Genomic DNA, 25,153 nt, shown 5'->3' with positions numbered 1-25,153 from the left:
ATCCTTTTGCCTTATTTAGATAGCTCTTTTGATTTTGCCACACAGGCATCGACCGCCCATTCAATAATCCCACGGGTCTCGTTCATATCAAAGACCTTCATCGCCTCAATAGTCGTTCCACCCGGCGAACAAACATTATGTATCAACTGAGACGGCGTATCCCCCGTTTGCTTAAGCATTTCACATGCCCCCTCAAACGTCTGGACGGCAAGACGCAGGGAAATATCCTCCGGAAGACCATGTTTTGCTCCCGCTTTTGCCAACGCATCGATAAACATGTATACGTATGCAGGTCCGCTCCCCGATACCCCTGTCACGCTGTCCATAAGACTTCCGTCCACATGCTCGATAATACCTATTGATTCAAAAATTTCTTCAATAAAGGCCTGTTCATCTTGTGAAAGGTCCGTCTGCGCCTGGATACAAATAGCTCCCTTTCCCACCAGCAACGGCGTATTAGGCATAATACGCATGATGCGTGCTTCCGGTTTGAGCAATTGCCTGATCTTTTCCACTCTTACACCAGCCGCAATAGAAACAAAGGCCTTCTCCTCCGCAGTGATCTCTTCCAGAATTGCCGGCAATATATTGGGTTTTACGCACAGAAATATGATATCCGCATTTTCCGCGACACTGTTTGCATTTTCACAAACTGCTGCGCCATCGAAAACTTTGCATTTCTCCATATCCTTGTCATAGACATAAAACTCTGTGATACCAGCCTGCTTCATGCCCCCAATAATCGCCGCCGCCATATTTCCACAACCGATAAAGCCGGTTTTATAAACTTTCACAATGGTTAATCCTCCCCATGGCTCTTTCTGCTTTTTTAGGTTTTCAAAAACATTATAGCATATTCCCGGCTAAAAAACATTCCGCAAATACAAGAACCGTCCGTGCTTTTAAAGCACGGACGGCCCGAGTTTTATTACATCCTGCTGAAAGGAGGAAAAATGAGTTATTTGATTGTTGTCACAACCGTTACGTCTGGATGTAATCTTAAAAGCGAAGAGGGAAATTCCGTATCGAGGCTTGTATCCTCTTTCAGACGGCAAATCGCATCCGCCTTGTCTTCCCCATTTGCTACCATTATAATTTTCTTTGCTTTCATAATCGTACCTATTCCGATTGTAAGAGCCTGCTTAGGTACCTCTTCCGTACTTTTAAAAAAGCGTGCGTTCGCCTCAATTGTGCTTTTCGTAAGTGTTACGCAATATGTGGAATAATGCAGGCTGGCAGCAGGTTCATTGAACCCGATATGTCCATTCCTTCCAATTCCGAGAAAAGCAACATCAAGACCTCCAAGCCCGTCGATCATCTCTTCATATTGCACCGCCGCCAATTCCGGTTCTAAAGCCATCCCATCCGGTGCATGCGTCTTTGCGAGGTCAACATTGACATATTGATAAAGATTTTCATACAGAAAATGATAATATCCCTGCTCGCTTTCCCTTGAAAGCCCAACATACTCATCTACATTAAAAAAATTCCCCAGGGAAAAGTCGACCTTTCCTTCCCTGTTCAGCTTTGCCAATGCCTGATATGTCCCGACCGGAGTCGAACCCGTCGGAAGCGCAAATACTGCGGATGGATTTCCATTCAGTTCTTCCGCCAAAATCCCGGCCGCGGCTTCACTCATTTGTTCGTAGCTATCCGATAATATAAATTCCAAAACAAATTCTCCTTTTCAAATTATAATGCAACAATCATATCCATCGCGGGTTTGTTCGCATACAGAGATACATAAGGGTACTCCTTATAGTTCGGCAGCATCTCAAGCGTAACGTAATCATCATACCCGATTATTCCCAGAGCGGCCATAACCGCTTTAAAATCGACATCGCCTGCAAAAAGATCCACAAAGGCCCCTATCCCGCTTTGATCCGCACGATAATCACAGAAATGTATCTTTTTGATATGGCTTCCCAGTATTTCGATCCATTGTTCAGGATAACCGATATAGATAATATTCCCTACGTCAAAATATACGCCAACATACGGGGAGGATATCTCTTCCACAAACCGCTTTGTTTCAAGCGGTGAAAGCAGGAAACGATTCCATACATTCTCGATACCGATATTGACCTTAAGCTGTTCGGCAAGCGGTGCAAGTCCTGCGATCGCTTCCTGCGAGCGTTCGTAAGCAATGTCATAACGTATTTTTTCCGGCTCAACTGCAAAGTCACAGCCGACATATCCCGGCACCACCAAAATAGTGTCTGCCCCGAGCAGTGAAGCAATTTCCAGCTGCCTTTGTACGATCCCCCTCGCCTTCGACCGAATCGCCCGCGAATCTGAAACCAGATTATTGTCCCACAAGGACCAGACGCCGACACTTGGTATTTCAAGCCCAAGGTCCTGAGCGATCTCCCTGATTTTCAAGACTTCCTGATCCGTCATAGATGGGTTCAGGCTGCCATTCTCACTGACTACCGGTTCCATACCACTATACCCAGCCGCCTTGATCTGCTGTGCCGCTTCTTTTACATCTACATTCTGGGCAAACGAGAAAAAACTAACTCCTTGTTTCATAGCCTGCTCCTTAATTTATGATATGCGTTTCAATTCCGTTGATTACGCGCTCCCGAAACTCTTTATTCGCCGTATCGCAGCCAATATCGGAAAGTGCCCAAAGCGCCGCGCCGCATACCGGCCTTACGGCGAGCGGGCGGAATATGATTTTCCCTCGGCCGAAACGCCGCTCCGTTTCCGCCTCCAAAGATTCAATATGTGTTTTATCAGCAGCTTTTAAGAAAGCGGAGCCAATCAGTACCACCTCGATAACGTCCCGGTGTTCAAGTTTCAGTTTCCGCACGATCGCCGTAACATATTCTGCAATCTGCCTGCCCATTTTCGCAAGGTATCCTCTCGCAACTTCGTCTCCCCGATGCGCGGCCTCGAACATCATCGGCGCAAGATGCTTAATCTGTATGGCACCTTCCCCCACCTTTTGTACAAGATCATCCATCAGATCGTCAGGTGAATCAACGCCAACCTTTTTCATAAGCATTCCAGAGAGCATTGTCGGCTTCCCGTTTAAAATCAAATCCCTGTGAACGAGGCGCACAATATTACGGCCAATCATATAACCACCGCCGATATCGTCCATAACGACAGCCTGCCCGCCAACCTGCATCATCTCGCCTATTTCCCCGATCCCGGTGAAACTGCAGCCCGTACCATTGATGATTGTGATTCCCACACCGCTCACGATCCCTGCTTTGATTCCAAGATAGCCGTCGTTGCACACCCGAAAATCCTTAAGTCCATTTTGGACAATCATTTCGCTGATCTTCTGCTTTTGATATTTTGTATCAACACCGGCCATGCCAAAAACCGCGCGCCGAATCTGCAGGGGCTCAATCCCGTTGCGATCAAAAAGCTCCGTGAACATTTTCTTCAGTTCACGTTCAAGCTCCGGCATTCCTCCCGGCAGAAATTCGTGCGAAGTCGTCCCCCATTTCAGGTAATCGACGAGCTGTCCCTCCGTATTGAGAAGGACACAATCTGATTTCGTGCCTCCGCCGTCAAGCCCGATGATATATTCTTTAGCCATTACAATTCGACAACCTTGCCCGTTTCGAGGGATTCCTGAATCGCACAAATCACCTCTACAACGTGTCGCGAATCTTCAGGCGTAATTACATCGAACGGCTTCCCGGATTCAATATGGCCGACAAAATATTCAAGCTCAATCTGGTAAGCATCCTTTTCATCGATGTTAAGCTTTCTTGGCTCATGCCCGTTTTCATACAGGATGGCTGCACGCTTCGAACTGCCTACATCTTCAAGATTAAAGCCCGCGACCATGGAATAATCGACTGTTTTCGTTTCCCCGATGATCCGGAACGTCATAGTGAAAGGATAGTTTTCCGTCATATCGAAAATGCCTTCCACTGTCGCATAATTACCGTTTTCAAACTTGAGCGTAGTCATAACAAAATTCCAGCAGCCGGTTTCGCTCGCTTTTCCGACCGCATAAACGCTTTTGACCCTGCCGAATAAGTATTGCATAAAATCGATATCATGCAGATGCAGGTCGAACAGGCCACCGCCGCTTTTATTCGGATCGCGATGCCACTGCGTCCAGTTGGGATGCTGTGCAATGCGGTTCGCGTATACCATCCGAACATCTCCGAAATCTCCGGCATCATACATTTCCTTGATTTTGATATACTCAGGCCAGAACCGTACTACCTGTGCAACCATGAAACGGACGCCCGCTTCTTTTACGGCCGCAAGCATGCGGTCCATAGATTCCAGAGACAGCGTTACTGGCTTTTCGCAAAGGATATGCTTTTTATAACGCGCAGCCAGAAGGACATATTGCTCGTGCAGGAAGGTGGGCAGGCAGATGTCGACAATATCAACCTCCTCAGTTTGTAACATTTCTTCCGCATCGCTATAATATTTGCAGCCAAATTCTTCCGCGGCTTTTGTCCCTTTTTCCTCATCCACATCGACGATCGCCACAAGCTGTGCATTGTCCATATTTTTGTATGCGGTAGCGTGCGCATTTCCAATAAATCCGGTTCCAATAATAGCAGATTTCAGCATGGTATTTTCCCCTTTCGTATGGTCAGCCCGGCCGATTCTTAATTACAGTCCGCTTCAAGCGGTCCGCCAAGCTCCTTGATATAGAACAGTTTCCCTGGAAGCGTAGGTACAAAGCTTGCCGGCACCCACATATCCGGCCCATAACGGAGTGCCACCCAGAAGGACATACCCTGCCACATCAGCTCACGGCTATACGTCCCGTCACAGCCGCCGATCATTTTATCGGACTGAAGGAACAGACCCGGCCCGATTGTATTTGCAAAGGCAGGAACCTGCGTCGTCCTACTTTTGAAACTATGCAGGGCATTTTGCTCGATGGTAAGCGGATGCAGTTTAGCGCCGAAACGATGTGTCTGCTGCTTCCATTCCGCTTCATCTTTATAATCCGCTGCAAAATGCGGCTCCCAGAAAGCAATATGGAATACGCGTCCAATGCCGTATACCGTAACCAGCTTTCCGCCCGCCTGTTTGATTTCTGCTATCTTTTCGGCATACTGCGGAAGAAACTCCTTTGTCGCAAAATTACGTTGATTCTCAGGAACCGTTAAATTACCGAGCGGACCATAAAAAGCATCCATCATTGCATTTTGGAAAGAGCCTTTCGCTTTCGGGTCTACTGTATTCCCCTCCTCATCGCTCCACTCGTCCATATTAAAACCTGTAACATGCTCGCAGTCAACATTCCATTCTTTCAGGAAATAGACCGCCCACTGATACATGCCCATAGGGCCGACCGGAAAAATCAACGCCAGTTTTTCACCGCGATCTTTTGCATCCTTGATTGTCACGGCAATTTCGTGTCCCATCATCATGGCAAAGGTATCCGCATTTTCACACACAACCGGCCGGAATCCTTTGTTCCAGAAAGGTTGCGCAACAACCGCCTCTTCCGGCCTATGCGAACAGCACTCGTCAATTTTTTTAAGATCCCATCCGGCAGGGTAGAAATGCTCCATATTTGAATTCTTGATTGTTGATAGTAAATCCATCTCGGCCTCCTCACCGCTGTATCGTCAAACGCAACAGTAAACTATAATATTTAACTTGCTCATTCCGGCAGCAGGCGTTTCGTCGCAAAACGCGGCCACCCTGCGTACTGGCGGAATCCCTCTGCATAAGGCACGCTGCATTGGAGGCCTCTGTATTTAGAGCAGGTGCGTACAAAATCAATAAAATCGATCTTGTCGTGATCCAGCATCCATTTGATTTGGCTTTCGTGGCAAGCAAGCGCTTCAAGCTTCAGTTCGATCGTATCCGTAACATCTACGTACTCCGTGGGAATAAAGTTGATGCCTGCAAGAGTATCCATAAAGAAAATGGGAACAATCGTGCCAAAGGCTTCCGCCGCTTCGCTGATCCCCGGAAGGATCGCCCCTTTCATATGCGGAACCGTCGCGCCAAAGCTTGCATGAAATGCCAACTGGCTCGTTTGCATATGGTCCCTCATATAATCGTCCGGATTATGCGTAATAATAAGATCTGGTTTCGCGTAGCGGATCACCTCGACAACCTTTTCAATCGTATCACGGTTCGAAGCTTCGACATTCATATCCCCTACATCGATATTGACAGACTCCGCGCCAATAATTTTCGCCGCATTTTCCGCTTCTTTTGTCCTGATATCGCGCAGCTCGTCAGGCATGATGATAGCATGTCCCAGATTGCCGTTGGCAACATGGCACATAATGACCTCATCTCCACGCTTCGCATATTTTGCGAGCGTACCTGCGCACGCGATCTCAAGATCGTCGGGATGACAACCAATTGCAAGTATATTCATTCTGCTCACTTCCCTCTTACGTTAGTTCTTTCTCAAATTGTTGATATTGCTCAGTACAACTGCAATTACAATGATGATACCGGTAACGATCGTCTGCGTATAGGATTCTACCCGCAGGATATTCATTGCGTTTGTAACAACACCCATGAACAAGCAGCCGAGGAACGCGCCGGAAATAGTCCCGCGCCCACCCTCGAAGGTAATTCCGCCGATGATAGCCGCCGTAAGCGCATTCAGCTCATAGCCGGAACCCGCGCTCGCGCTGACCGAATCAAGTCTCGCGGAAAAAACGATTGCCGCGACTCCGCAGAACAATCCGCTGATAATATAAATCCCGATTTTATGCATATCGACATTAATACCCGATAGATAAGCGTTCTTTTCGTTTCCGCCGATCGCTACCAAACGCCTTCCGTATTTTGTGCGGTTAAGCAGAACATAGGCCACGAAGATCATTGCAATCAGGAAAAATAACATGACCGGAAACACGTCCGCAATTTTCGTGCTGCCGATTGCATCAAGCGTTCCGTTGAAGCTCATGATGCGCCCGCCGGAGATTGTCAATGAAATACCGTAAAAGATTTGGCTGGTACCAAGCGAGATGATGAGCGGTACGCATTTGCTTTTTGCAATGATAAACCCGTTGAGCGCACCGCAGGCAATCGCTACGATAATACCTACCAGAATAGCGAGCGGAAGCGCAACTCCGCTGGCAATCAGCGTTGACATGCAAATCGCGGAAAGGACCATCAAGTTGCCGATAGAAAGGTCGATCCCTCCGCTGATTAGAAGCAGCGCCATGGCCATCGTCAGGATGCCCATAACGGAAATCTGCTGGAATATCTGGATAATATTCTTCAGTTCGATAAATTTCGGATTGATAATTGAAACAACAATCACAATGCCTACAATGACGAACGCAAGCAATATGCGCTGATCTTTGAAGTTAAGGCCGGATTTCTTTTTCAAAGCTCTTTCTTCACTCATGATTTGTTTACCCCCAGTGCTCTCTTGATTATCTCTTCTTCCGTAATCTCATCTTTCTGCAGTTCCCCGGTAATTTCACCGTTTCGTACAACCAATACTCTGTCACTCATGGAAATAAGCTCGGGCATATCCGAAGAGATCATGATAATGCATTTTCCTTGTTTCGTCAGGTTGGACATCTGTTTATAGAATTCAACCTTGGCATTCACATCAATTCCGCGGGTCGGTTCATCGAAAATATAAACTTCCTGATCCGCAAAAAGCCATTTTCCGAGAACAACCTTTTGCTGGTTGCCGCCCGAAAGGTACTTAACCTCCTGCATCACGGACGGAGTCTTCACATTCAGGTCCTTGATAATCCCTTCAATCAGCGGCGGTTCCTTTTTCACATTGATAAAAAAGCCCTTAATCTTGTTGCGAAGTCCCACGATTGTGGTATTCTCTAAAACAGAGCCTCCCAGCATCAGGCCGAGCTTCTGGCGGTCTTCTGTAATATGAGCAATCCCTGCGTCGATTCCATCTGCAGGATTGTGGATATCCAGCTTCTTTCCATGCAGGTAGATATCTCCGGCGTATCTTCTGTCCGCACCCGATACTGCGCGGATGATCTCCGTACGGCCGGAACCGACCATGCCGGAGAATCCCAGAATCTCTCCTTTGCGGACATTAAAGCTGATTTCCGGAGAATCCTTTGTCAGTTTAAGGCCCTTGACCTCAAACATAACATCGCCGATCTCATGCTCCTCCTTTGTATAGAACATATCGACCGGGCGCCCGACCATATCCCGGGTAATGGTTTCAAGCGGAATATCCTTTTTCTCGTTTGAATACGTACTGACTACCGCACCGTCGCGGATCACCGTAATACGGTCTGCGATCTGCACTACCTCGTTCAGGAAGTGGGAAATATAGATGATGCTGATTCCCCGCGCGGCAATGGTCTGCGCCAGAGCCAGCACTTTTCCCGCGTCTTCCACATTAAACATGGAAGTCGGCTCGTCCATAATCAATATTTTGGGATGTGTAGAAATCGCTTTTAAAATTTTAACAAACTGCTGTTCGGCAACAGATAAATTCTCAATCGTCTTATTAAGGTCGATATCGATCCCCAGGTCCTTCATTTCAGCTTCTGTTTCCTGAAACATCGCCTTAAAATCGACAAAACCAAATCTCTTTGTCTTTTCACTTCCGACAAAAATATTTTCAACAACATTCATGGTCGGAACCAGATCGTTTTCCTGATATACAATATTGATGCCCAGCTCCTGCGACAGGTTGGGATCAAGCGTCTTATAACTCTTCTCTCCAACAACAATAGAGCCCCCATCAGGTTTGTATGCACCGCTCAAAACCTTCATCAGCGTACTTTTTCCCGCACCGTTCTCGCCGACCAGACAATGGATTTCGCCTTTGTAAAGGTCAAACGTGATACCGGAGAGGGCGCGTACTCCCGAAAACTCTTTGATGATGTCTTTCATTTCAATGACAGGCTTATTGTTTTCATAATCAATACTCATACGCAACAACCTTTTCCCTTTTATTTATTTACCGGGCTCCCTTGCGGAAGCCCGGTAAATAAGAGAGATTACTTATTTTGCAATATCTGCGCCGCCATATACATAATTGTAAGCCGCTTCATAGTCGTCCCATGCGATGAACTTGCCCATGTCGTCAGCGGAAACCGCGATAACCGGCAGAGGCTGGAACGTATCCGTAGGAGCCTGACCCAATACAACGGAGTCATACAGGTTCTTGAACGTCTGGATACCCTGGATGGAAACCGGAGCCGTCATGTTTGCAGCTTCGACACCGTCAACGAGCATCTGATAATCGTCCGGAGACCCACCGGTGGAAACGATCGGAATATCTTCCATACCCGCTTCTTTCAGAGCCTGGTAGCAGCCTTTGGCCATCAAACCGTTGTTCGCAAAGATATAATCGAATTCCGCACCGCTCTGGATGAAGTTCTGGGTTACGTTCATAGCTTTTTCAGTTTCCCAATCGCCATGCTCCGTGCCTACGATCTCTACTTTATCGCCAAGTTCAGCCATAGCTTTGTCGACGCCTTCCTGATACTTCTCGTAAACGCCTGCGCCTTCCTGTCCTGCGCAGAAGAAAATTTTCGCGCCCGGCTTCTGTTCTGCGATATAATTGATCGCAGCATATCCGATGTCGTCATATTTGCATGCAACAGCCGCAATGTAGTCGCCCGGATCAGGCGTATCCATTTCAAAGTTCTCAATCGTTACAGGAATCCCTGCGTCATTTGCCATCTTAACGAGCTGTGCGCCCTGCTCGATGGAAATCGGGAAGATTGAGATCCCGTCAACTTCCTGCTGAATAAGAGATTCCATTGCCTTAACGGATTCCTCAACACTGTTTTTGGAATCGAGCGCCACTACTTCGACATTTACGTCAGCCTGCGACGCGGCATACTCGAAAGCTTTCTGGGAATAGTCGTTCCAGATGTCAGCCGTGTTGTATGCGATATAGCCAAATGTATAGCTATCTTTCGCACCGGCTTCAGGGGATTCTTCAGCAGGTGCCGAGGATTCCGGAGCTGTGGACGCTTCAGCGGAAGCGGATTCGGAAGGCTCAGCAGCGGGCGCCGAGCAACCAACCATCGTTGCGCCTAAGGCGACAACCAGTACTACCGCAAGAATTGTCAGTAAGATTTTTTTCATTTTCGTACCTCCATTTAGATATAGTTTATTTAGCAGAACTCCTGCCAAAACTTTAGATTCTTCCAATCGATTTCAGATAGTCATAACTATCCTTTACAGCCTTGTTTGCGACCGCAAGGTCCTCGGGCTTTTTATCACGCATACAGAAATCTTCCGTATATTCGATCTCAATGCTGTATGGTCCCGTATACCCTTCCGAATCCATATATTCCATAAACTTCTTCAATTTCAAATTGCCGGAGCCAACTCCCGGAAAGTTCCATTCCTTCATCTCCCCGGCTTTATCCTTCAGATGCACATATTTCACATCGCCGACACAGCATTTTATTTCTTCTTCCGGATATTTGCCGCCGTAAAAGACGACATTGGCTGTATCATAATTGATGGCCACATGGGGAGAATCAACCATTCTTGTCACCTTGTAAAGAGATTCGCCTGTACCGTATTCTCCGTGAACTTCAAGGACCATTGTCATATGATACCGCTCAAGTTCCGGCACCAGGTCTTTCAAATGCTTAGCGAGAATCTCGTCGGAAAAGCTTTCCCCTTTTCCAAAATGGGCCTCTCCGGTAGAACTGATAATGTATTGGCACCCCAATTTGGAGGCGAGCTCAATATTTTTACGAAAATCATCCAGCCGCTCCTCTTCCATCAGGTTGCAATGTCCGCTCATACCGATTGCCGTAAGCCCAAGCGAAGCAAGTTTTTGCTTAACCTCTTCGATCTGCGCATCCGTCATATCGGAAGAGACATGTTCCGTCCAGCCGCGTACGGCCGCAAGCTCTACATACCGGAATCCGGCGGCAGCAATACCATTAAGCGCTTCATCCAGAGTAAACCCATGATACGTGTTGGTCAGCACTGCAATTTTGTTGTCCATGTTTATCCTTCCTCCTTTTTAGAATAGAGTCATCGTGCATTTCTGTACCGCTTCGTTTCTGTCAAGCGACATTACACTGTCCAGATAATATTTTGCCATTCCCAGGTTGGCCCCAAATTCCTGTATTTGCGTATAGCGTATCTTCGTCTCATACAGGGATTCCCAATAAGATGATCCCTTCGTATATTGGACCAGCATTTTAAGAAACCGTTCCCCAAACCTGTGGGCGATTCCCCCGATCACAACTTCCTGGGGGTGAAACATGCTGAAGATATTGCGGATCCCGAAAGACAGCTTGGACGCCATATCCTTTATGATCTGGCAAACCATCATATCGTCATGAAGAAACGCATAAATAACCATTTCTATATCCAGCCTGCTCAAATCGCTTCCGCAAAGCTCGGTAATAATGGAATAGCTTCCGCCGTCTATCTTTCGTCTTGTTTCCCGCACAATGGCAGGAATGCTAATCATTCGTTCGAGACAGCCCCGGTTGCCACAAACGCATTGCGGGCCGTTCATATCAATCGACATATGGCCGATTTCACCGGTGTTGTGCTTTGTATCATTAAATATCTTGCCATCGATAATAATTCCGGCGCCGATACCATGCGTATAATTGATATAAATTAAATTTTCGATCCCATCTGCCGAGGCAAATTCTTTTTCTCCATATGCGTAAGCAGCGGAGTCGTTTCCAATCAGAAGGACGGCCCTGGGGAAAAGCGCGGACATATCCGCAAGGAATTTCCCTTCATCCTCAATCTCAAGTATATTCAGTAACAAGCGCTGACTGCCGCAATCCGCAATCGCCGGAACAGCAACGCACATGGAGATAACATTCTCCCGGCTCAGTGCTTCGGATTGTTTGAGGATCGCATCCATTTCAGTGACATAATCGTTTCCCTTAATGCGGCGTTTTATCTTTTCCAATGGCTGGCAGACCATATCGTAAAGTACATACTCAATGCCGTCAAGGTCGAGCCGGAAGGTTACGATTTGGCGCCAGTTCCTGTTGACCTCCAGCATGATGGGCTTTCGCCCCGCCGTTTTGGATACCCCCTGCCCGACGGACACGAGGACCTCATTTTCAAGTAATTCGTCAACCAGGGAAGAAACAGCGGTGGTGCTGAGTCTCATATAGCGCGCAAGCCAAGTGCGCGACACGCGTTTGTTTTCAAGCACCAAATCAAACAACTGGCGCAAATGATATGATTTGAGCTGTTGCTGGTTCACCAATTCAGTATCGGCTGTGCCCTGGTCTCCATATACAAACATCAGAATTTCCTCGCTGCTCTCAGTAACGGTCCAATATTTTAATTGTAGCTTTTTGAATAATTAGTAAAGTGGGTTGTCTTATTGATTTAATATTACTCCCAAACTTCCATCCCGTCAACTATTTTTTTTCAAAAAGCAAATTTTTTTATTTTTGCATATTGTTCGCGAAAACAGAGGTGCTTTTGGAACTTTTTCCCGACTGATTCAATTTTCAAGGTTCCCAACGCGATTAGTCATCCCACTTTGCAATTAATCTATCTTTTGCCATTACAATCGAAAAGGGCGTTTACATCTCTGTAAACGCCCTTGTTCACTACAACTTTGATTACAACGATTCTATCACGCTCTGCGAAGTATGTCAAGCCGATTGATGAAAAGGGGCGTTCCTGTCTTTTTATTTTCCAACTTCCGACCGAAGCTCTTCTTTGTATTCCTCCAGATCGATTTCCTGGCCTTCTTTGCGGGATTTTTCTGCCGCAAAACACATGACGTGGCTATCGACGGCACCCTTTGTGCTTGTCCTGCCGCCTTCCCTGCCTTCGCGTACCAACTTGATAAAATCGGTCATGATAAAATAATCTCCACCCGAATGCCTGTCTAATACCGTAGAAACCCGTATGGTATCATGCCGCCCGGTCGCGAAATCTTTGACGACAAATTCGCTTTTTTCCAAATTCCCTTCAATTTCGCCTCTGGTGCCCGTAAGGCGGATTGTCCGGTAACATTCTTCGGAATAAGCCGTCATCGAAAAAGCCACCGTCACTCCGTTCTCATATTTCATATTAATCACCTGCGTATCCACTACATCATTATCACAATGGTATACGCAGCGTCCAAACGGACCGTTTTCGAGCGCTTTCATCTTCCCTTCCGGGCTCGTATCGAGAGAAATCATATCCACATTGAATCCCGACCTTGGGACAGAATACATCTTCGGCGCATAAAAGTAGCAGGAATCCGAATAGGGACAGCCATCCGTGCAGCGAAGCGGCGCGTCTTCCGGTGCATTTTCCGCGTTAAAATATGTAGGCGTCGAATAGCTAGACAACCGAACGCAACGAGACCCCGTCAACCAATTTAAAATATCCATATCATGGCAGCACTTGGAAAGAATCATTGGGCCGGCATTTTCTTCCTTTGAGAACATACCGCGCACATAGCTATGGGAAAAATGTGCGATCCCCGTATTCTCGCAATGCACGATCGTTTTCAGTTCACCAATCGTCCCTTCATCCAGCACACGTTTGATTTCTGCGAAAAAGGGAGTGTAGCGAAGAACATAGCACAGCATGAATACTTTATCATAGCTTGCGGCCATGTCGCCAATTTCCACGCTTGTAACCGGCTCCTGTGTGATAGGTTTTTCAAGGAGGATGTGATATCCCTGCTCCATCGCCTTTTTGGCCGGTTCATAATGATAATTTTCATTTGTGCAGATCAGGATTGCATCTGCCAGCTTTCCCTTTGCAAACAGATCGTCCCAGTTGGAAAAAGCCATTTCATCCGGAATATGGTGCACTTTCTGGAAATGCTTTCTTTTTTCGTCGTTTTTTTCTGCAACGGCAACAAACTGAATTGTTCCCGGATTATTGATGGCATAAGATGCATACGCATTTGCACCGCGGTCTCCCGCGCCTATCAAAACTGCTGTAACCTTTTTCATAATCGACACCTCATATAATAACTTCGATATTTTATCTGCTCTTGATATTACTAAATATAACCGCTATCACGATTATAACACCCAAAACAACCGTTTGATAAAATGCATCCACTCCCAAAATATTGAGTGCATTATTCACAATGCCAAGAAGCAGCACACCGAAAAATGCACCGAGGACAGTTCCCCTCGCCCCGGAAAAAGACGCGCCGCCAATAATAGCCGCCGCGAGGGCGTTTAATTCATATCCCGATCCGTTGGTGGGCAAGGCCGAGCCAATGCGCGAGGTAAGAACGAAGGCCGCCAAACCACAGATACCGCCGCCCAGAACAAACGCGAGCAGCTTATATGCCTTTACCGGAATCCCGGAAAGGAACGCCACCTCGGAATTACCGCCGATAATATGCAGCTTGCGGCCAAAAGGCGTATACCGCAGGAAAACGAACATCAAGAGCATAACGATCACAAGTACAATCATCGGCATTGGAATCAAGCCAATTTTTCCCGTTCCAATAAACGGAAACGCACCCCCGATGGATTGATAAGTCCCTTGCGATATTACCTGCGCGAAACCAAGGTAGATATAACTTGTACCTATGGTCACAATCAGCGGTTCACATTTAAATTTTGTGATAATCAGGCCGTTCAATGCTCCCGCGCCGAGGGCCGTGGCAAACATAATCAGGAGCGCGAGCCACGGATTTACCCCCTGCACGCTGATAAGGTTGCACAGTATAACGCTGCACAGACCGATCAGGGCGCCGTAGGAAAGATCGATCGCCCCCATAACGAGCAGCATCAGCATAGCGCTTGTAAGGATTCCTAATACCGCTACCTGCTGGAATATCGTCAGAAAATTCGCCACTGTGAAAAAACGCGGATTAATCAGCCCGGATATTACACACAGGGCGATTATAACGACCGGCAGAAAAATCATTTCATTTCCAATTTTGGCCCTGGTTCTCAAAGTTTTCTCTTTCACTTCACTTCACCTCTAATGCAGATTTAATAACGTTTTCTTCCGTGATTTCGCCGCCCGCGAATTCGCCGACAATTTTACCGTTCCGCACGACCATCACACGGTCGCAAAGCGAGATGACTTCCGGCATGTCGGAGGAAACGACCAAAAGTGATTTCCCCTGCTTTGTCAAATCGTGCAGCAATTTGTAAATTTCAAATTTCGCATTGACGTCTATCCCCTTGGTAGGTTCGTCAAGAATCAGAATATCAAAGCCCTTATGCAGCCATTTTCCGATAATCACCTTTTGCTGGTTGCCACCCGAAAGCATCCCCGTTTCCTTAAACATGCTCGGTGTTTTAATATCCAACGTTCGGATCATTTCTTCGGAAATATCCATCTCCTTTTTGGTACTGATAAACCCATTTTTCAGGGGAAGCTTCAAAAAAGTCAGGTTGCGCAGCACGGAAAGCGGCAGCACCAACCCGGATTTCTGCCGATCTTCGCTGACATACCCGATTCCATTTTGGATCGAGTCGTGAGGGCTATTGATATGAAGCGGTTTCCCATCTTTTTTGATTTCACCCGCAGCGCGCTGGTCAAGTCCGTATATTGCCCGTATAATCTCCGTCCGTCCAGATCCCACCATACCGGTGAGGCCCAGTATTTCTCCTTTTCTCAGGGACAGGTCAATGGGTGCATCTTCATCCTTCAGTTTCAGTCCTTTTACTTCAAAAAACACTTCGCCAGTGTTCGATTTTTCCCGTTTATAAAACATGTCGACAGGGCGTCCAACCATATCGCAGGTCACCTGTTCCATATTTACCGCGCCATCCTTGGCATGATAAGTGGAAATCAGCTTCCCGTCGCGCAATACACTGATCGTATCGGCAATCTTCGCCACTTCCTTTAAATGGTGTGAAATATAAATAATACCGATCCCCTTCCGACTAATATTCTTCACAAGGTCGAGAACCATATCGGTATCCTTCATGTTGAACATCGCGGTCGGTTCGTCCATAATAAGCACTTTGGGACTTGGCGCAAGCGCTTTTAATATTTTGACAAATTGTTGATCCGCGGCGCTCAGGCGTTCCACCGTTTCATAAGGATCAAGCTGAATCCCGATCTCGTCCATCAGTTGTTTCGCGGCCTCGCAGGTTTTTTTCATGGAAAAAAAGCCTGCCGTCCTATATGGCACATCCGTATAAATATTCTCTGCTACCGTAAGCTGCGGAACCAGAATGATTTCCTGATGAATTACCTCTACGCCCTTCCTTTTCGCAATAAGCGGCGTTAAATGCGGATATTCCTTCCCGCCGATGGCGACTACTCCCTCTTCCGGCTTGTATGCGCCGGACAGAACTTTGATAAGCGTAGATTTGCCCGCGCCGTTTTCGCCGCATAGGCTGTGTATTTCGCCGGGCTTAAGAGTGATCGAAACATTATCCAACACCCGGGTCCCGCCGAATATTTTGGAAATGCCTTTTGCCTCTATCAAATAATTACCCGTCTTTTCCACCATGGCTTCTCCTTTACCAAAGATGGGGTACGGGCAGGACACCCTGCCCGTTATCCCCTATCCTTCATGTCAATCAGTCATTTTGTCAGTCAAGACCGCCAATCGCTTCGATAACCTCCGCGCCCGGGGTCCACGGAATAATCTGGTCGATCTCTTCCTTAGTTGCGGGAAGCAGCGGCAGATACGTCATCTCTTCTACAGCTTTCCCGTTCGTAAGGTCATAGAGCTTCTTTGCCGAAAGCGCGCCCATATACGACGTCGGGGCCGCGATTGTTCCATAGAGGTCTCCCGATTCGAGCATTTCCACCCCCAGCGGGCTTCCGCCTGTCGCGATGATCGGAATCTTGTCTTTGAGGCCTGCTGCATCCAGCGCCTTTACAACGCCCTGCGCAATTTGCTCGTTGTTGGCAAAAATCACATCAAATTCTTTTCCGGACTGGATCAAATTCTGCGTAGCGTTCATGCCTTCTTCGGCCGTCCAGTTTGTAGGAGCCGACTCTACCATTTCCGTATCCGCGCCATCCGCGATCGCCGCCGCAATACCATCATTGTACGGCTCCGTAATGTTCATTCCCGGCTGTCCCATAATATATACGAATTTAGAGCCGGGGTATTTGTCGCCGATCATTTTAGCCGCCGCATAGCCGATATCATAATAGGTGCAGCAGGTCACGGCGTCACGGTCCACAGAGTCGGCCGGAACCGCGTTTTCAAACACAATCGGAATGCCGGCATCACGTGCCATCTGCGCCACACGCGCATCTAGATCCGGGCTGAAGGAGTATACCGAAACCGCATCTACATCTTGGGAGAGCAGGTCTTCCATGCCGGCGAGTACTTTTTCCATATCGTTCTGCGCATCAATTACCACAGGTTCTACGCCCAGCTGCTCACAGGTATATTCAAAGTTCTGAACACCGTAGTTTACCCATTCCAAAGCACGATCGTGTGCAATTTCACCAAACTTCAATTTTTTTCCGCTGTCAGCGGCAGACGCGGATGCTTCGCCGGAAGATGCCGGGGAAGCATCGTCAGCCGGGGCCGATGATTCTGCTGCCGGTGTAGCCGGAGAGCAGGCAGCAAATACAAGTACCGCTACCAATAGTACGGCAACCAGTGCCAGGATTCCAGACTTTTTCATCATAATATTCCTCCTTATTATTTCATTTTCTATTTCAAGCATTCCCGCTTAAAATTCCGTTTTTTCGTACACCAATCAAACCGGGTGTCCCGCGCAGCATTTTCCGCTGCGCGGAATACCCTGATTCCCAATTTATACCATATGCCGTTTTATCTTGTCAGCTGTTCTAAAACGTCGATCGGCAGATCGTTAATTGGCGCATTATTTGGATTAGTAAGCGCATCGCCATCTACATTCTTGCCGAATACCGCACCCTCGATTACCGCGGCATGTAAGTTCCGCGGCCGTACAGAGTCGCCGATATTGACAATCTGCAATCCAGCTTCAATCGCTTCTTCGAGAAATTCCACATTGGGTTTTACATGGCATGTAACAACCGTATCAACCGCAAGCTCAATTCTGCTGAATTCTTTGTCCTGCACAATTACTTTCCCGTTTCCAACTTCTAGCACGGTCGCGCCCTCAAGGATTTCAACCTTGTGCTTATACGGATGCGGAGTAAGGGCTTCTGCCTCCTCCAGATTGAAGCGTTTACGCGCTACATACATATGAATCGTTTCTACCTTGGCTGCAAATTGCGGCTGTTCCGTTACAACGGTAACTTCTTTACCAATAGAAGCCAGGAATTGCGCGGTGTCCGCGGCTGCATAATGATCCCCCCATACCAGGACTTTCTCGCCCACTTTGGCCATTTTGCGTCCGCCCGGATTGAATTCGCAGTTTACCTTGGGACAGGCCAGTACTTCTTCAAATGGCACGACCGCTTCTGCATTACCAAATACAGGAGGAACATAGGAAGACGCACCCGTCGCATTCGCCACAATATCGAATTTTTTGAGTTCTTCAACAGACGGCGTATGGTTCAGCACTACTTTTACATTGTCAAGCTTGCGAAGCTGATTCCGAATCCAGTCGGCATACCATTTCATTTTTTCTTTTCCCTGCACCAGGCAGTCTCCCAGAATAGCGCCGCCCAATTCGCCTTTCCGTTCAAAAATGGTAACTTCGTGCCCGCGCAGCGCCGCATGCCGCGCTGCCTCCATACCGGCAGGGCCGCCGCCGACCACCGCGATGCTGCACGGTTTATCCGCTTTTTTCATCTTTGCGAAGCTTTCATCACCCATGGCCGGATTGATCGCACAGGTAACCTGGCGTTTTGCCATGTGCGATTCCTGCCAGCACCCTGTCAGACAGGAAATACACTTACGGATATCATCGTCTTTTCCATATTTTGCTTTTACCGGCCAATATGGGTCGCACAGCAGCTGACGCGAAAGCCCCACCATGTCCGTCAAGCCTTCCCCGATAATCTTGTCGCAAAATGCAGGAGTACGAAGCGAGTGGCTGATGATAACCGGAATATCCACGACCTTTTTAATGGCTTCAGACGCATAAGTCGTCCATCCCTCGGGATAGTACATCGGATCAAAACCCGCGCCGGGGCTTTCCTGTATGCACTGGCTGACGTCAAGTGCGGCAACGCCTGCCGCCTGCAATATCTGCGCCACCTTGATGGACTCGTCAAGCTCCCGGCCGCCCGCTACCCATTCGTCTGCCGAATAACGCACGATGATCGGGAATTCATGGCCGCATTTCCGCTGGATCGAAGAAATGATTTCAAGAACGAAACGCATCCTGTTTTCTAGGCTGCCGCCATACCGGTCCGTCCTCCTGTTGAGGTAAGGACTCATGAATTGTGAAATTAAATAGCCATGTGCCGCGTGCAGGCCTACCGAATCAAATCCGGCCGCTTGGCACCGCCATGCCGCATCCGAGAATTTCCCGACAAGGTTAATAATATCCTCTGTGCTCATCTGGCGGACCGCTTTGCCTTTCGCCTCTTCGTTTTCATAAAGTATTTCATGGCTTTGGGACCACGGCATGCTCATGACCATATCGCTGGCGGAATATACGGGATAGCGGGGCATAGCCCCCTGCCGTCCCGGATGCTCGAGCTGGATGCAGGCTTTTGCGCCATAACGCTGGATTCCCTGTGCCAGCCTGTTCAGGCCGGGAATCAACTGGTCTCCATCTGCCGCCGTGCAGTTAACGGTCGATTTCCCCGTTTCCATTTCCGGAGTAGTCGCGCCTACAATAATAAGCCCCGTGCCACCTTTTGCAAGCTGGGAATGGTGATATACGTCCCTTTCGCTTGCCTCCCCATTGGAGTAAGACGCACCGATATCCGTCGGGACATGGCAAATGCGGTTGGGTACCACCATATTCCCGATCTCGATTGGTTCAAACAAGTGCTTGTAATACTCTTTCATTTGAAAATCCCCTTCATTCTTAATCGTTCGTATTTAGGTTTTTACGCTTTAGATTTTTTATATTGATATGGCCAAAAAGAGTGCAAAAATACGATATCCGGCGTCCTTTAGAAACTAGCAAATACAGGACGCCTGTGAACAATAATAAAAGTCACAGACCCTGCCGGCGAACCGGGAATGCTCAGTATCCGCGCATTCCCGCCGGCCTTTGAACTAAGAGAGGTTATTTTAATTACTGGTCAGTTGCACTCGGGAACGAGCGGCCCTTCCAGCTCTTTGACAACAAAGAATTTCCCGGGCAGAGTCGGCATCCAGCTTGAGGGAACCCACATATCCGGGCCATACTTGAGCGTAACGAAAAATGTCATTCCCTGCCAGTTCATACCGCGGCCGACCGCACCGTCCACGCCGCCGATGCAATAATCGGAATTCAGGAACAGGCCGGGGCCGATGGTATTCGCACGCGCCGGGATCAGCGTAACGCGGCTTTTGAAGCTGATAAGCGAATTCTGTTCGATCGTCATGGGATGCAATTTTGCTCCTACACGGTAAGGCGCCTTTTTCCATTCCTCGACATTCGCATAGTCTGCCGCGAAATGCGGTTCCCAAAACGCGATGTGGAAACACCGCCCAATACCGTAAATAGTAATCAACTCGCCGCCGCCGTCTTTAATTTTCTGAATTTTTTCAGGATACAGCGGTAGATTATCTTTCGTTGCAAAATTACGTTGGCTTGGTGGAACCGTCAGGTCGCCCAAAGGCCCGTAAAAATTCTGTTCCATAGCGTTCTGGAACGCTCCAGGGTCGTCGGAGGGAAGCGTATTTCCTTCCGCGTCCGACCATTCATCCATATTAAAGCCCCACACGTGATCACAGCTACAGTTCCAATCCCTGAGGAAGTAGACCGCCCACTGATACATCCCCATTGGTCCTACCGACAGAATGAGCGCCATCTGTTTGCCCGCGTCGCGCACGCGCTTGATCTGCTTTGCGATTTCATATCCCATTTGCATATTGAAACTTGCAACGTCTTCACATTCTTCTGTCCTAAAATCCTTGTTCCAGTGCGGCATCCGGTCAAGTGCATGTTCCGGGGGAGTCGCACAGCAATCTTCTATTTTCTGCAAGTCCCATCCTGCCGGGAAGAAATTTTCCAGCATCGAGCCCTTGATTGTGCTCATCATGTTCAGTTCCATCATCAATTACCTCCGTTTATTTATTATATTGATATATTCTGTCGCATTCACAGGATACATTATACAGCTCCTTTAAATAGCGGCTGCGATCGCGTATCCCTGTATTGTAGACTTCATCCACCTGGCTGGGGTAATGTTTGAACGCAAGCTCCAGTATTTCCTCGGGATGGTGCGCAAAGGCCTTATCTGCAAGACCGTTCGCGGCTATAAAATCATCGTTTATTTTGCTCTCAACACCGTCCATCATTCCCGCATAGGGTTTATCTTCGGCAAAATACACAGCTGCGCGCCGCGAGCTTCCGGCCTCTTTGGCGGCGGTAAGCCCCGCTTCGCGGACAATGAAATGATCGATATGCCCTTTCATGGAAAGCGGCAAAATAACGGCCGTATCCTCCTGGGCCATATAGTCCATGGCCGCATCTTTCATGCGGGCGAGAATCTCCCGGTCGTGACCGTCCATGTTTTCATAGCTTCCAAAGGCCATCTCCATCTCGCCTTCTCCCTCGTTCAATATCTTCCCCCGCACCTGGCTTTCTTCTTCGCCCATGACACGGTAGAAATAATTATGAGGTCCAAGCAGCGCGTCAAGGCATTCCAAATCCTCGATCAGGCGAATGCCGGTCGCGTATTGCACGCGCTTGAGGCTTGCGTCCTTATTGCCCTCCGAATCGCGTTCCTGATAATTCGAGCGCGAAAAAGTGCTGATATTAGTCAGCTTCTTGCTTCCAAGAAGACCGTGTTCCTTTAGTTCGAGAAGATAACCGCCCAAGAAAAACAGAAAGTCATCATAATGCGGTGAAATACATACAATATTTTTTTCGGGAATTACATCCACAATGTTCGGATAAAACATATTCTCTCCTTTCATCTGTAAGCTACAAGGAATTTTTCTTTATTCAATTATCTCGCCGTTGAGTTAGTTTTTTTCAGTTTGAAAAGAAGTATCTACAAAAAAATTATAAACTATATTTATATTAATAACACAATAGTCAGGCATTTGTCAATCCCTAAAATTTAGATTTGGATAATTTTTTCTGTGATAATGGTATCGAACGTATAGGACGTAAGCATATCAAGGCCGCCAAAAAGCTGGGCCTTCTCGCCCAATGTCGTAAGCCGGATATGTACATCATGATAGATAGCTTTTTTTACATAGTGGTCAATCCGTTCCAGTGTTTTCCTGTTCCTGCCGTCAAGTACGCCACCCAATATGACAAGTTCCGGGTTCAGGATCGATATGATATTGATGATCGCAATGCTCCACATCCTCACGGTTTCGTCATATACGGCTTCCACTGCCCGGTCTTCCGATATGGCGCGTTCGATCATATCAAAATCAAGGAGGCCATTCTTCAGTTCCCGCCCCAGTGCAGGAGCCTTCCCTTCCGCAATCAAATGCTCACACTTCCGGTAAAGAGTCGCAAGGCCGGCAAGCGTTTCGAGACAGCCCTCCTGCTCCCGGTATTCGTAATCAAGGTTATGGGTGTCAATAATAATATCTCCAAGCTCTCCGGCCACACCGTTCTTCCCATTGAAAATCCCGCCGTTGAGCAGAATACCTGCGCCGATTCCGCTGTACTTGGTGATATCTACATAAACAATATCATCTACATAGGGAAAACGACAAATTTTTTCCCCAAGAGCACAGAACCGCGCCTCATTTGAAATGAGGACCGGAATGTTCAGTCCCTCCATGATCTGCCTGCGCAAATTCTTGTCATTCAGACCGGAGAGGTTCGGAATACGCCGAATCACATGGTTCTTGTCGTCTACAACGCCCGGAACCGCTATACTGGCAGCCAATACCTGATCCTTATCGAGAGAAAGTTTTGCCGTCAGCGAAAAAACAAGCTCGGCGAATTTATCCGCCAATTCCTCAAGCGTGATATCACGCGCAATTTTTCTCGCCGCTTTTGCGATAATATGTTTCCCAAAGTCAGCAATCCACGCCGAAACTGAGTCTGTTTCGATAAAAAAATGCACCAGGTATCCGCATTTTCCGTTGAAAGAAAACAGCTCCGGATGGCGTCCCATTTCGATACACGTTTTCCCGCACTTCACAATAAACTTCGCTTCCAGAAGTGAAGCAAGCACGCGGCTGATCGTCGCAAAGCTAAGACCGGTCGCTTGTGTAATATCGTTCGCTGAGACTTCGCCCGTATGCATAATGTAACGCAGAATATTGAGCATATTCTTGTGTCGTTCACTGATAGTTGAATAGGTCGGCATTTGTTTTTTCTCCCTATATTAGCCCATTATACTGTAAGGCACGCCAAAAAACAATGCGCTGACAAAAAAAGCACCGGTAAAAACGCCGGTGCCCGCTTTCAGAGTGGCAGGGGTGGAGAGGATCGAACTCCCACAATTGGTTTTGGAGACCAATGCACTACCATTATACTACACCCCTATTTACCAAAAGCAACATATTAAATTATACCCGAAACCCCGTCTTGCGTCAATTACTTTCCTACAAAAAAACCGCTTTTTGATAAAGCGGTTTTTATTCTTTAATTGGTCAATTACGCTCATCCAGCGCGATATACGGCCGCTCGTCCTGGATATTCTTATAAGCTGGACGAATAATTTTACCCGCATTGGAAAGTTCTTCAATGCGGTGCGCGCTCCAGCCTGCAATACGCGCAATCGCAAAGATCGGCGTAAAGAGCTCTGTAGGCAGCTTAAGCATATTGTATACGAATCCGCTGTAGAAGTCTACATTTGCGCTGACGCCCTTATATATCCTGCGTTCTTTGGCAATCACTTCAGGCGCAAGCCGTTCTACCAGTGTATAAAGCTTAAATTCATCGGAAAGCCCCTTTGCCTCCGAAAGGTTTTCGACAAAACTTTTGAATATATCCGCACGCGGATCGGACAGCGAATAAACCGCATGGCCCATGCCGTAAATAAGCCCAGCTTTATCAAACGCCTGCTTATTGAGCAGCTTAGTAAGGTAATCCCGCACCTCGCTCTCGCTGGTCCAATCGGAAAGATTTTTTTTCATATCCTCGACCATTTGGACAACCTTGATATTCGCGCCGCCATGCTTCGGGCCTTTCAGCGACCCAAGGGATGCCGCCACCGTGGAATAGGTGTCTGTCCCCGAAGAAGAAACGACATGCGTCGTAAAAGTTGAGTTGTTGCCGCCGCCATGCTCTGCATGGAGCACCAGTGACACGTCAAGGATTTTTGCTTCCAGTTCGGTATATTTACTGTCCGGCCGGAGCAAATGCAGAATATTCTCCGCAGTCGAAAGTTCCGGATCCGGTACATGAATAAAAAGGCTTTGCCCGTCGTGATAATGGCGGTATGCCTGATAGCCATACACCGACAATAATGGGAACAGGGCGATCAGCTGCAGTGATTGGCGCAGCACGTTCGGGATCGAAATATCGTTTGCCTTGTCGTCATAGGAGTAAAGCGTGAGCACGCTTCGCGCGAGAGTATTCATCATATCCGGGCTCGGCGCCTTCATGATAATGTCACGAACAAAACTGGTCGGCAGGGTGCGGTAATGCGCCAAAAGCTTCGTGAAATCGGAAAGCTGCTTCTTATCGGGCAGGTTTCCCATCAACAGAAGATATACGACCTCTTCAAAGCCGTGACGTTTTTCCTGCATAAATCCCCGCACAATCTCTTTGATATTGATTCCGCGATAGAACAGTTTTCCTTCGCATGGAATGCGTTCGCCATCCTTTTCGATAAAAGACTGGATATCCGATATTCGGGTAAGGCCTGCCAAAACGCCCTTGCCGCTGATATCGCGCAACCCACGCTTGACCTCATATTTTGTATATAATTCAGGATCAATAGTGCCTGTCTGATAGATTCGTTCCGTTAGTTCGTAGATTTCCGGCGTGATTTCAGAAATATTTTTATTTTCCATTCACTTTCCTCCTCTTTCCAGTATTTTATATTGATTCGCCGGCAGCGTTTTGCTTCACTGCCCCCTTCTCCATTCTACCCCTTATGATAGAACAAACACTCTGTCATGCATCGGATGATCCATGGCTGATTTTGCTTCCCACAATTAATCACAGTTCACGATTTCCTAATAAACGGGTAACAAATTGTTAATAATTTTATTATACTACAAAAACGGCCTCATGTAACGCTTTTTTTATTGCCCAGTTTGTAAAAATCCTTTTGCACACACGGTTTTTCTTTTTTAAAAAACACTAAGCATACAAAAAAAAGCGTCCAAAACTATAATTTTGGACGCTTTTTTAATCTTCGTATCCGG

General features: G+C 47.6%; 20 protein-coding genes, 1 tRNA gene and 2 pseudogenes. All 23 read right to left on the bottom strand.

The features are described 5' to 3' along the window. Positions 1-11: 11 nt before the first annotated feature. The 23 genes and pseudogenes from proC to B1H56_RS03615 all read right to left on the bottom strand — a co-directional run bounded on the left by proC (position 12) and on the right by B1H56_RS03615 (position 24,796). Positions 12-794, bottom strand: coding sequence for a pyrroline-5-carboxylate reductase (proC, locus tag B1H56_RS03720; protein WP_066739958.1), 783 nt, complete (start codon positions 792-794; stop codon positions 12-14). Between the two features lie 164 nt (positions 795-958). After that, the gene (gene nagB, locus B1H56_RS03715; RefSeq protein WP_242862034.1) at positions 959-1,672 is read right to left on the bottom strand and encodes a glucosamine-6-phosphate deaminase; all 714 of its coding nucleotides are present in this window, start codon (positions 1,670-1,672) and stop codon (positions 959-961) included. A gap of 20 nt (positions 1,673-1,692) precedes the next feature. Further along, a complete protein-coding gene (locus B1H56_RS03710; protein WP_066518821.1) occupies positions 1,693-2,532 on the bottom strand; it encodes a sugar phosphate isomerase/epimerase family protein in 840 nt (279 codons plus the stop codon). A 10-nt stretch (positions 2,533-2,542) separates the two neighbouring features. Next, positions 2,543-3,556, bottom strand: a complete 1,014-nt coding sequence (locus B1H56_RS03705; protein ID WP_066518823.1) for an N-acetylglucosamine kinase — start codon at positions 3,554-3,556, stop codon at positions 2,543-2,545. Beyond that, entirely contained in the window at positions 3,556-4,557 is a 1,002-nt protein-coding gene (locus B1H56_RS03700) for a Gfo/Idh/MocA family protein (protein WP_066518828.1), read from the bottom strand. Before B1H56_RS03700 ends, B1H56_RS03705 begins: the two co-directional genes overlap by 1 nt. Positions 4,558-4,595: 38 nt before the next feature. Then, positions 4,596-5,546 carry a 6-phosphogluconolactonase gene (locus tag B1H56_RS03695; protein ID WP_066518830.1) on the bottom strand — a complete coding sequence of 317 codons (951 nt, stop codon included), beginning with the start codon at positions 5,544-5,546 and terminating at the stop codon, positions 4,596-4,598. 59 nt (positions 5,547-5,605) lie between these two features. After that, complete coding sequence (locus B1H56_RS03690) at positions 5,606-6,337, bottom strand: PIG-L deacetylase family protein (RefSeq protein ID WP_066518831.1); 732 nt, start codon at positions 6,335-6,337, stop codon at positions 5,606-5,608. Between the two features lie 21 nt (positions 6,338-6,358). Continuing rightward, a complete protein-coding gene (locus B1H56_RS03685; protein WP_066518833.1) occupies positions 6,359-7,324 on the bottom strand; it encodes an ABC transporter permease in 966 nt (321 codons plus the stop codon). Then, a pseudogene (locus tag B1H56_RS15125) lies at positions 7,321-7,992 on the bottom strand (ATP-binding cassette domain-containing protein); the annotation flags it as partial. The pseudogene B1H56_RS15125 and the gene B1H56_RS03685, both read right to left, overlap by 4 nt. A gap of 330 nt (positions 7,993-8,322) precedes the next feature. Then, positions 8,323-8,802, bottom strand: a pseudogene (locus B1H56_RS15120) (ATP-binding cassette domain-containing protein); the annotation flags it as partial. Between the two features lie 111 nt (positions 8,803-8,913). After that, entirely contained in the window at positions 8,914-10,008 is a 1,095-nt protein-coding gene (locus tag B1H56_RS03675; RefSeq protein ID WP_066518843.1) for a sugar ABC transporter substrate-binding protein, read from the bottom strand. Between the two features lie 52 nt (positions 10,009-10,060). Continuing rightward, complete coding sequence (locus B1H56_RS03670) at positions 10,061-10,888, bottom strand: sugar phosphate isomerase/epimerase family protein (RefSeq protein WP_066518845.1); 828 nt, start codon at positions 10,886-10,888, stop codon at positions 10,061-10,063. Between the two features lie 18 nt (positions 10,889-10,906). Then, positions 10,907-12,166: an ROK family protein gene (locus B1H56_RS03665; protein ID WP_066518849.1), complete on the bottom strand. Its 1,260-nt coding sequence runs from the start codon at positions 12,164-12,166 to the stop codon at positions 10,907-10,909. Positions 12,167-12,560: 394 nt separating this feature from the next. Next, entirely contained in the window at positions 12,561-13,829 is a 1,269-nt protein-coding gene (locus B1H56_RS03660; protein ID WP_066518851.1) for a Gfo/Idh/MocA family protein, read from the bottom strand. Positions 13,830-13,860: 31 nt separating this feature from the next. Continuing rightward, positions 13,861-14,763 (bottom strand): ABC transporter permease, encoded by a 903-nt coding sequence (locus B1H56_RS03655; RefSeq protein WP_066519314.1) that lies wholly within the window; start codon positions 14,761-14,763, stop codon positions 13,861-13,863. A gap of 46 nt (positions 14,764-14,809) precedes the next feature. Then, positions 14,810-16,309: a sugar ABC transporter ATP-binding protein gene (locus tag B1H56_RS03650; RefSeq protein ID WP_066518854.1), complete on the bottom strand. Its 1,500-nt coding sequence runs from the start codon at positions 16,307-16,309 to the stop codon at positions 14,810-14,812. 82 nt (positions 16,310-16,391) lie between these two features. Further along, entirely contained in the window at positions 16,392-17,450 is a 1,059-nt protein-coding gene (locus B1H56_RS03645) for a sugar ABC transporter substrate-binding protein (protein ID WP_066518856.1), read from the bottom strand. A gap of 146 nt (positions 17,451-17,596) precedes the next feature. After that, a complete protein-coding gene (locus tag B1H56_RS03640; protein ID WP_066518858.1) occupies positions 17,597-19,717 on the bottom strand; it encodes an oxidoreductase in 2,121 nt (706 codons plus the stop codon). A gap of 239 nt (positions 19,718-19,956) precedes the next feature. Then, positions 19,957-20,916 (bottom strand): sugar phosphate isomerase family, encoded by a 960-nt coding sequence (locus B1H56_RS03635; protein WP_197502970.1) that lies wholly within the window; start codon positions 20,914-20,916, stop codon positions 19,957-19,959. A gap of 13 nt (positions 20,917-20,929) precedes the next feature. After that, positions 20,930-21,766, bottom strand: coding sequence for a hypothetical protein (locus B1H56_RS03630; protein WP_066518860.1), 837 nt, complete (start codon positions 21,764-21,766; stop codon positions 20,930-20,932). A 161-nt stretch (positions 21,767-21,927) separates the two neighbouring features. Further along, on the bottom strand, positions 21,928-23,142 hold the full coding sequence (locus B1H56_RS03625) for an ROK family transcriptional regulator (RefSeq protein WP_066518863.1): 1,215 nt from the start codon (positions 23,140-23,142) through the stop codon (positions 21,928-21,930). A 104-nt stretch (positions 23,143-23,246) separates the two neighbouring features. Then, positions 23,247-23,320, bottom strand: a tRNA-Trp gene (locus B1H56_RS03620). A gap of 108 nt (positions 23,321-23,428) precedes the next feature. Then, the gene (locus B1H56_RS03615) at positions 23,429-24,796 is read right to left on the bottom strand and encodes a citrate/2-methylcitrate synthase (protein ID WP_066518866.1); all 1,368 of its coding nucleotides are present in this window, start codon (positions 24,794-24,796) and stop codon (positions 23,429-23,431) included. Positions 24,797-25,153: the final 357 nt, after the last annotated feature.

The organism is Christensenella minuta (genome assembly GCF_003628755.1).
Lineage (GTDB): Bacteria > Bacillota > Clostridia > Christensenellales > Christensenellaceae > Christensenella > Christensenella minuta.
The sequence above is the reverse complement of the archived record's forward strand: the minus strand, read 5'-3'. Positions and strand labels throughout refer to the sequence as shown.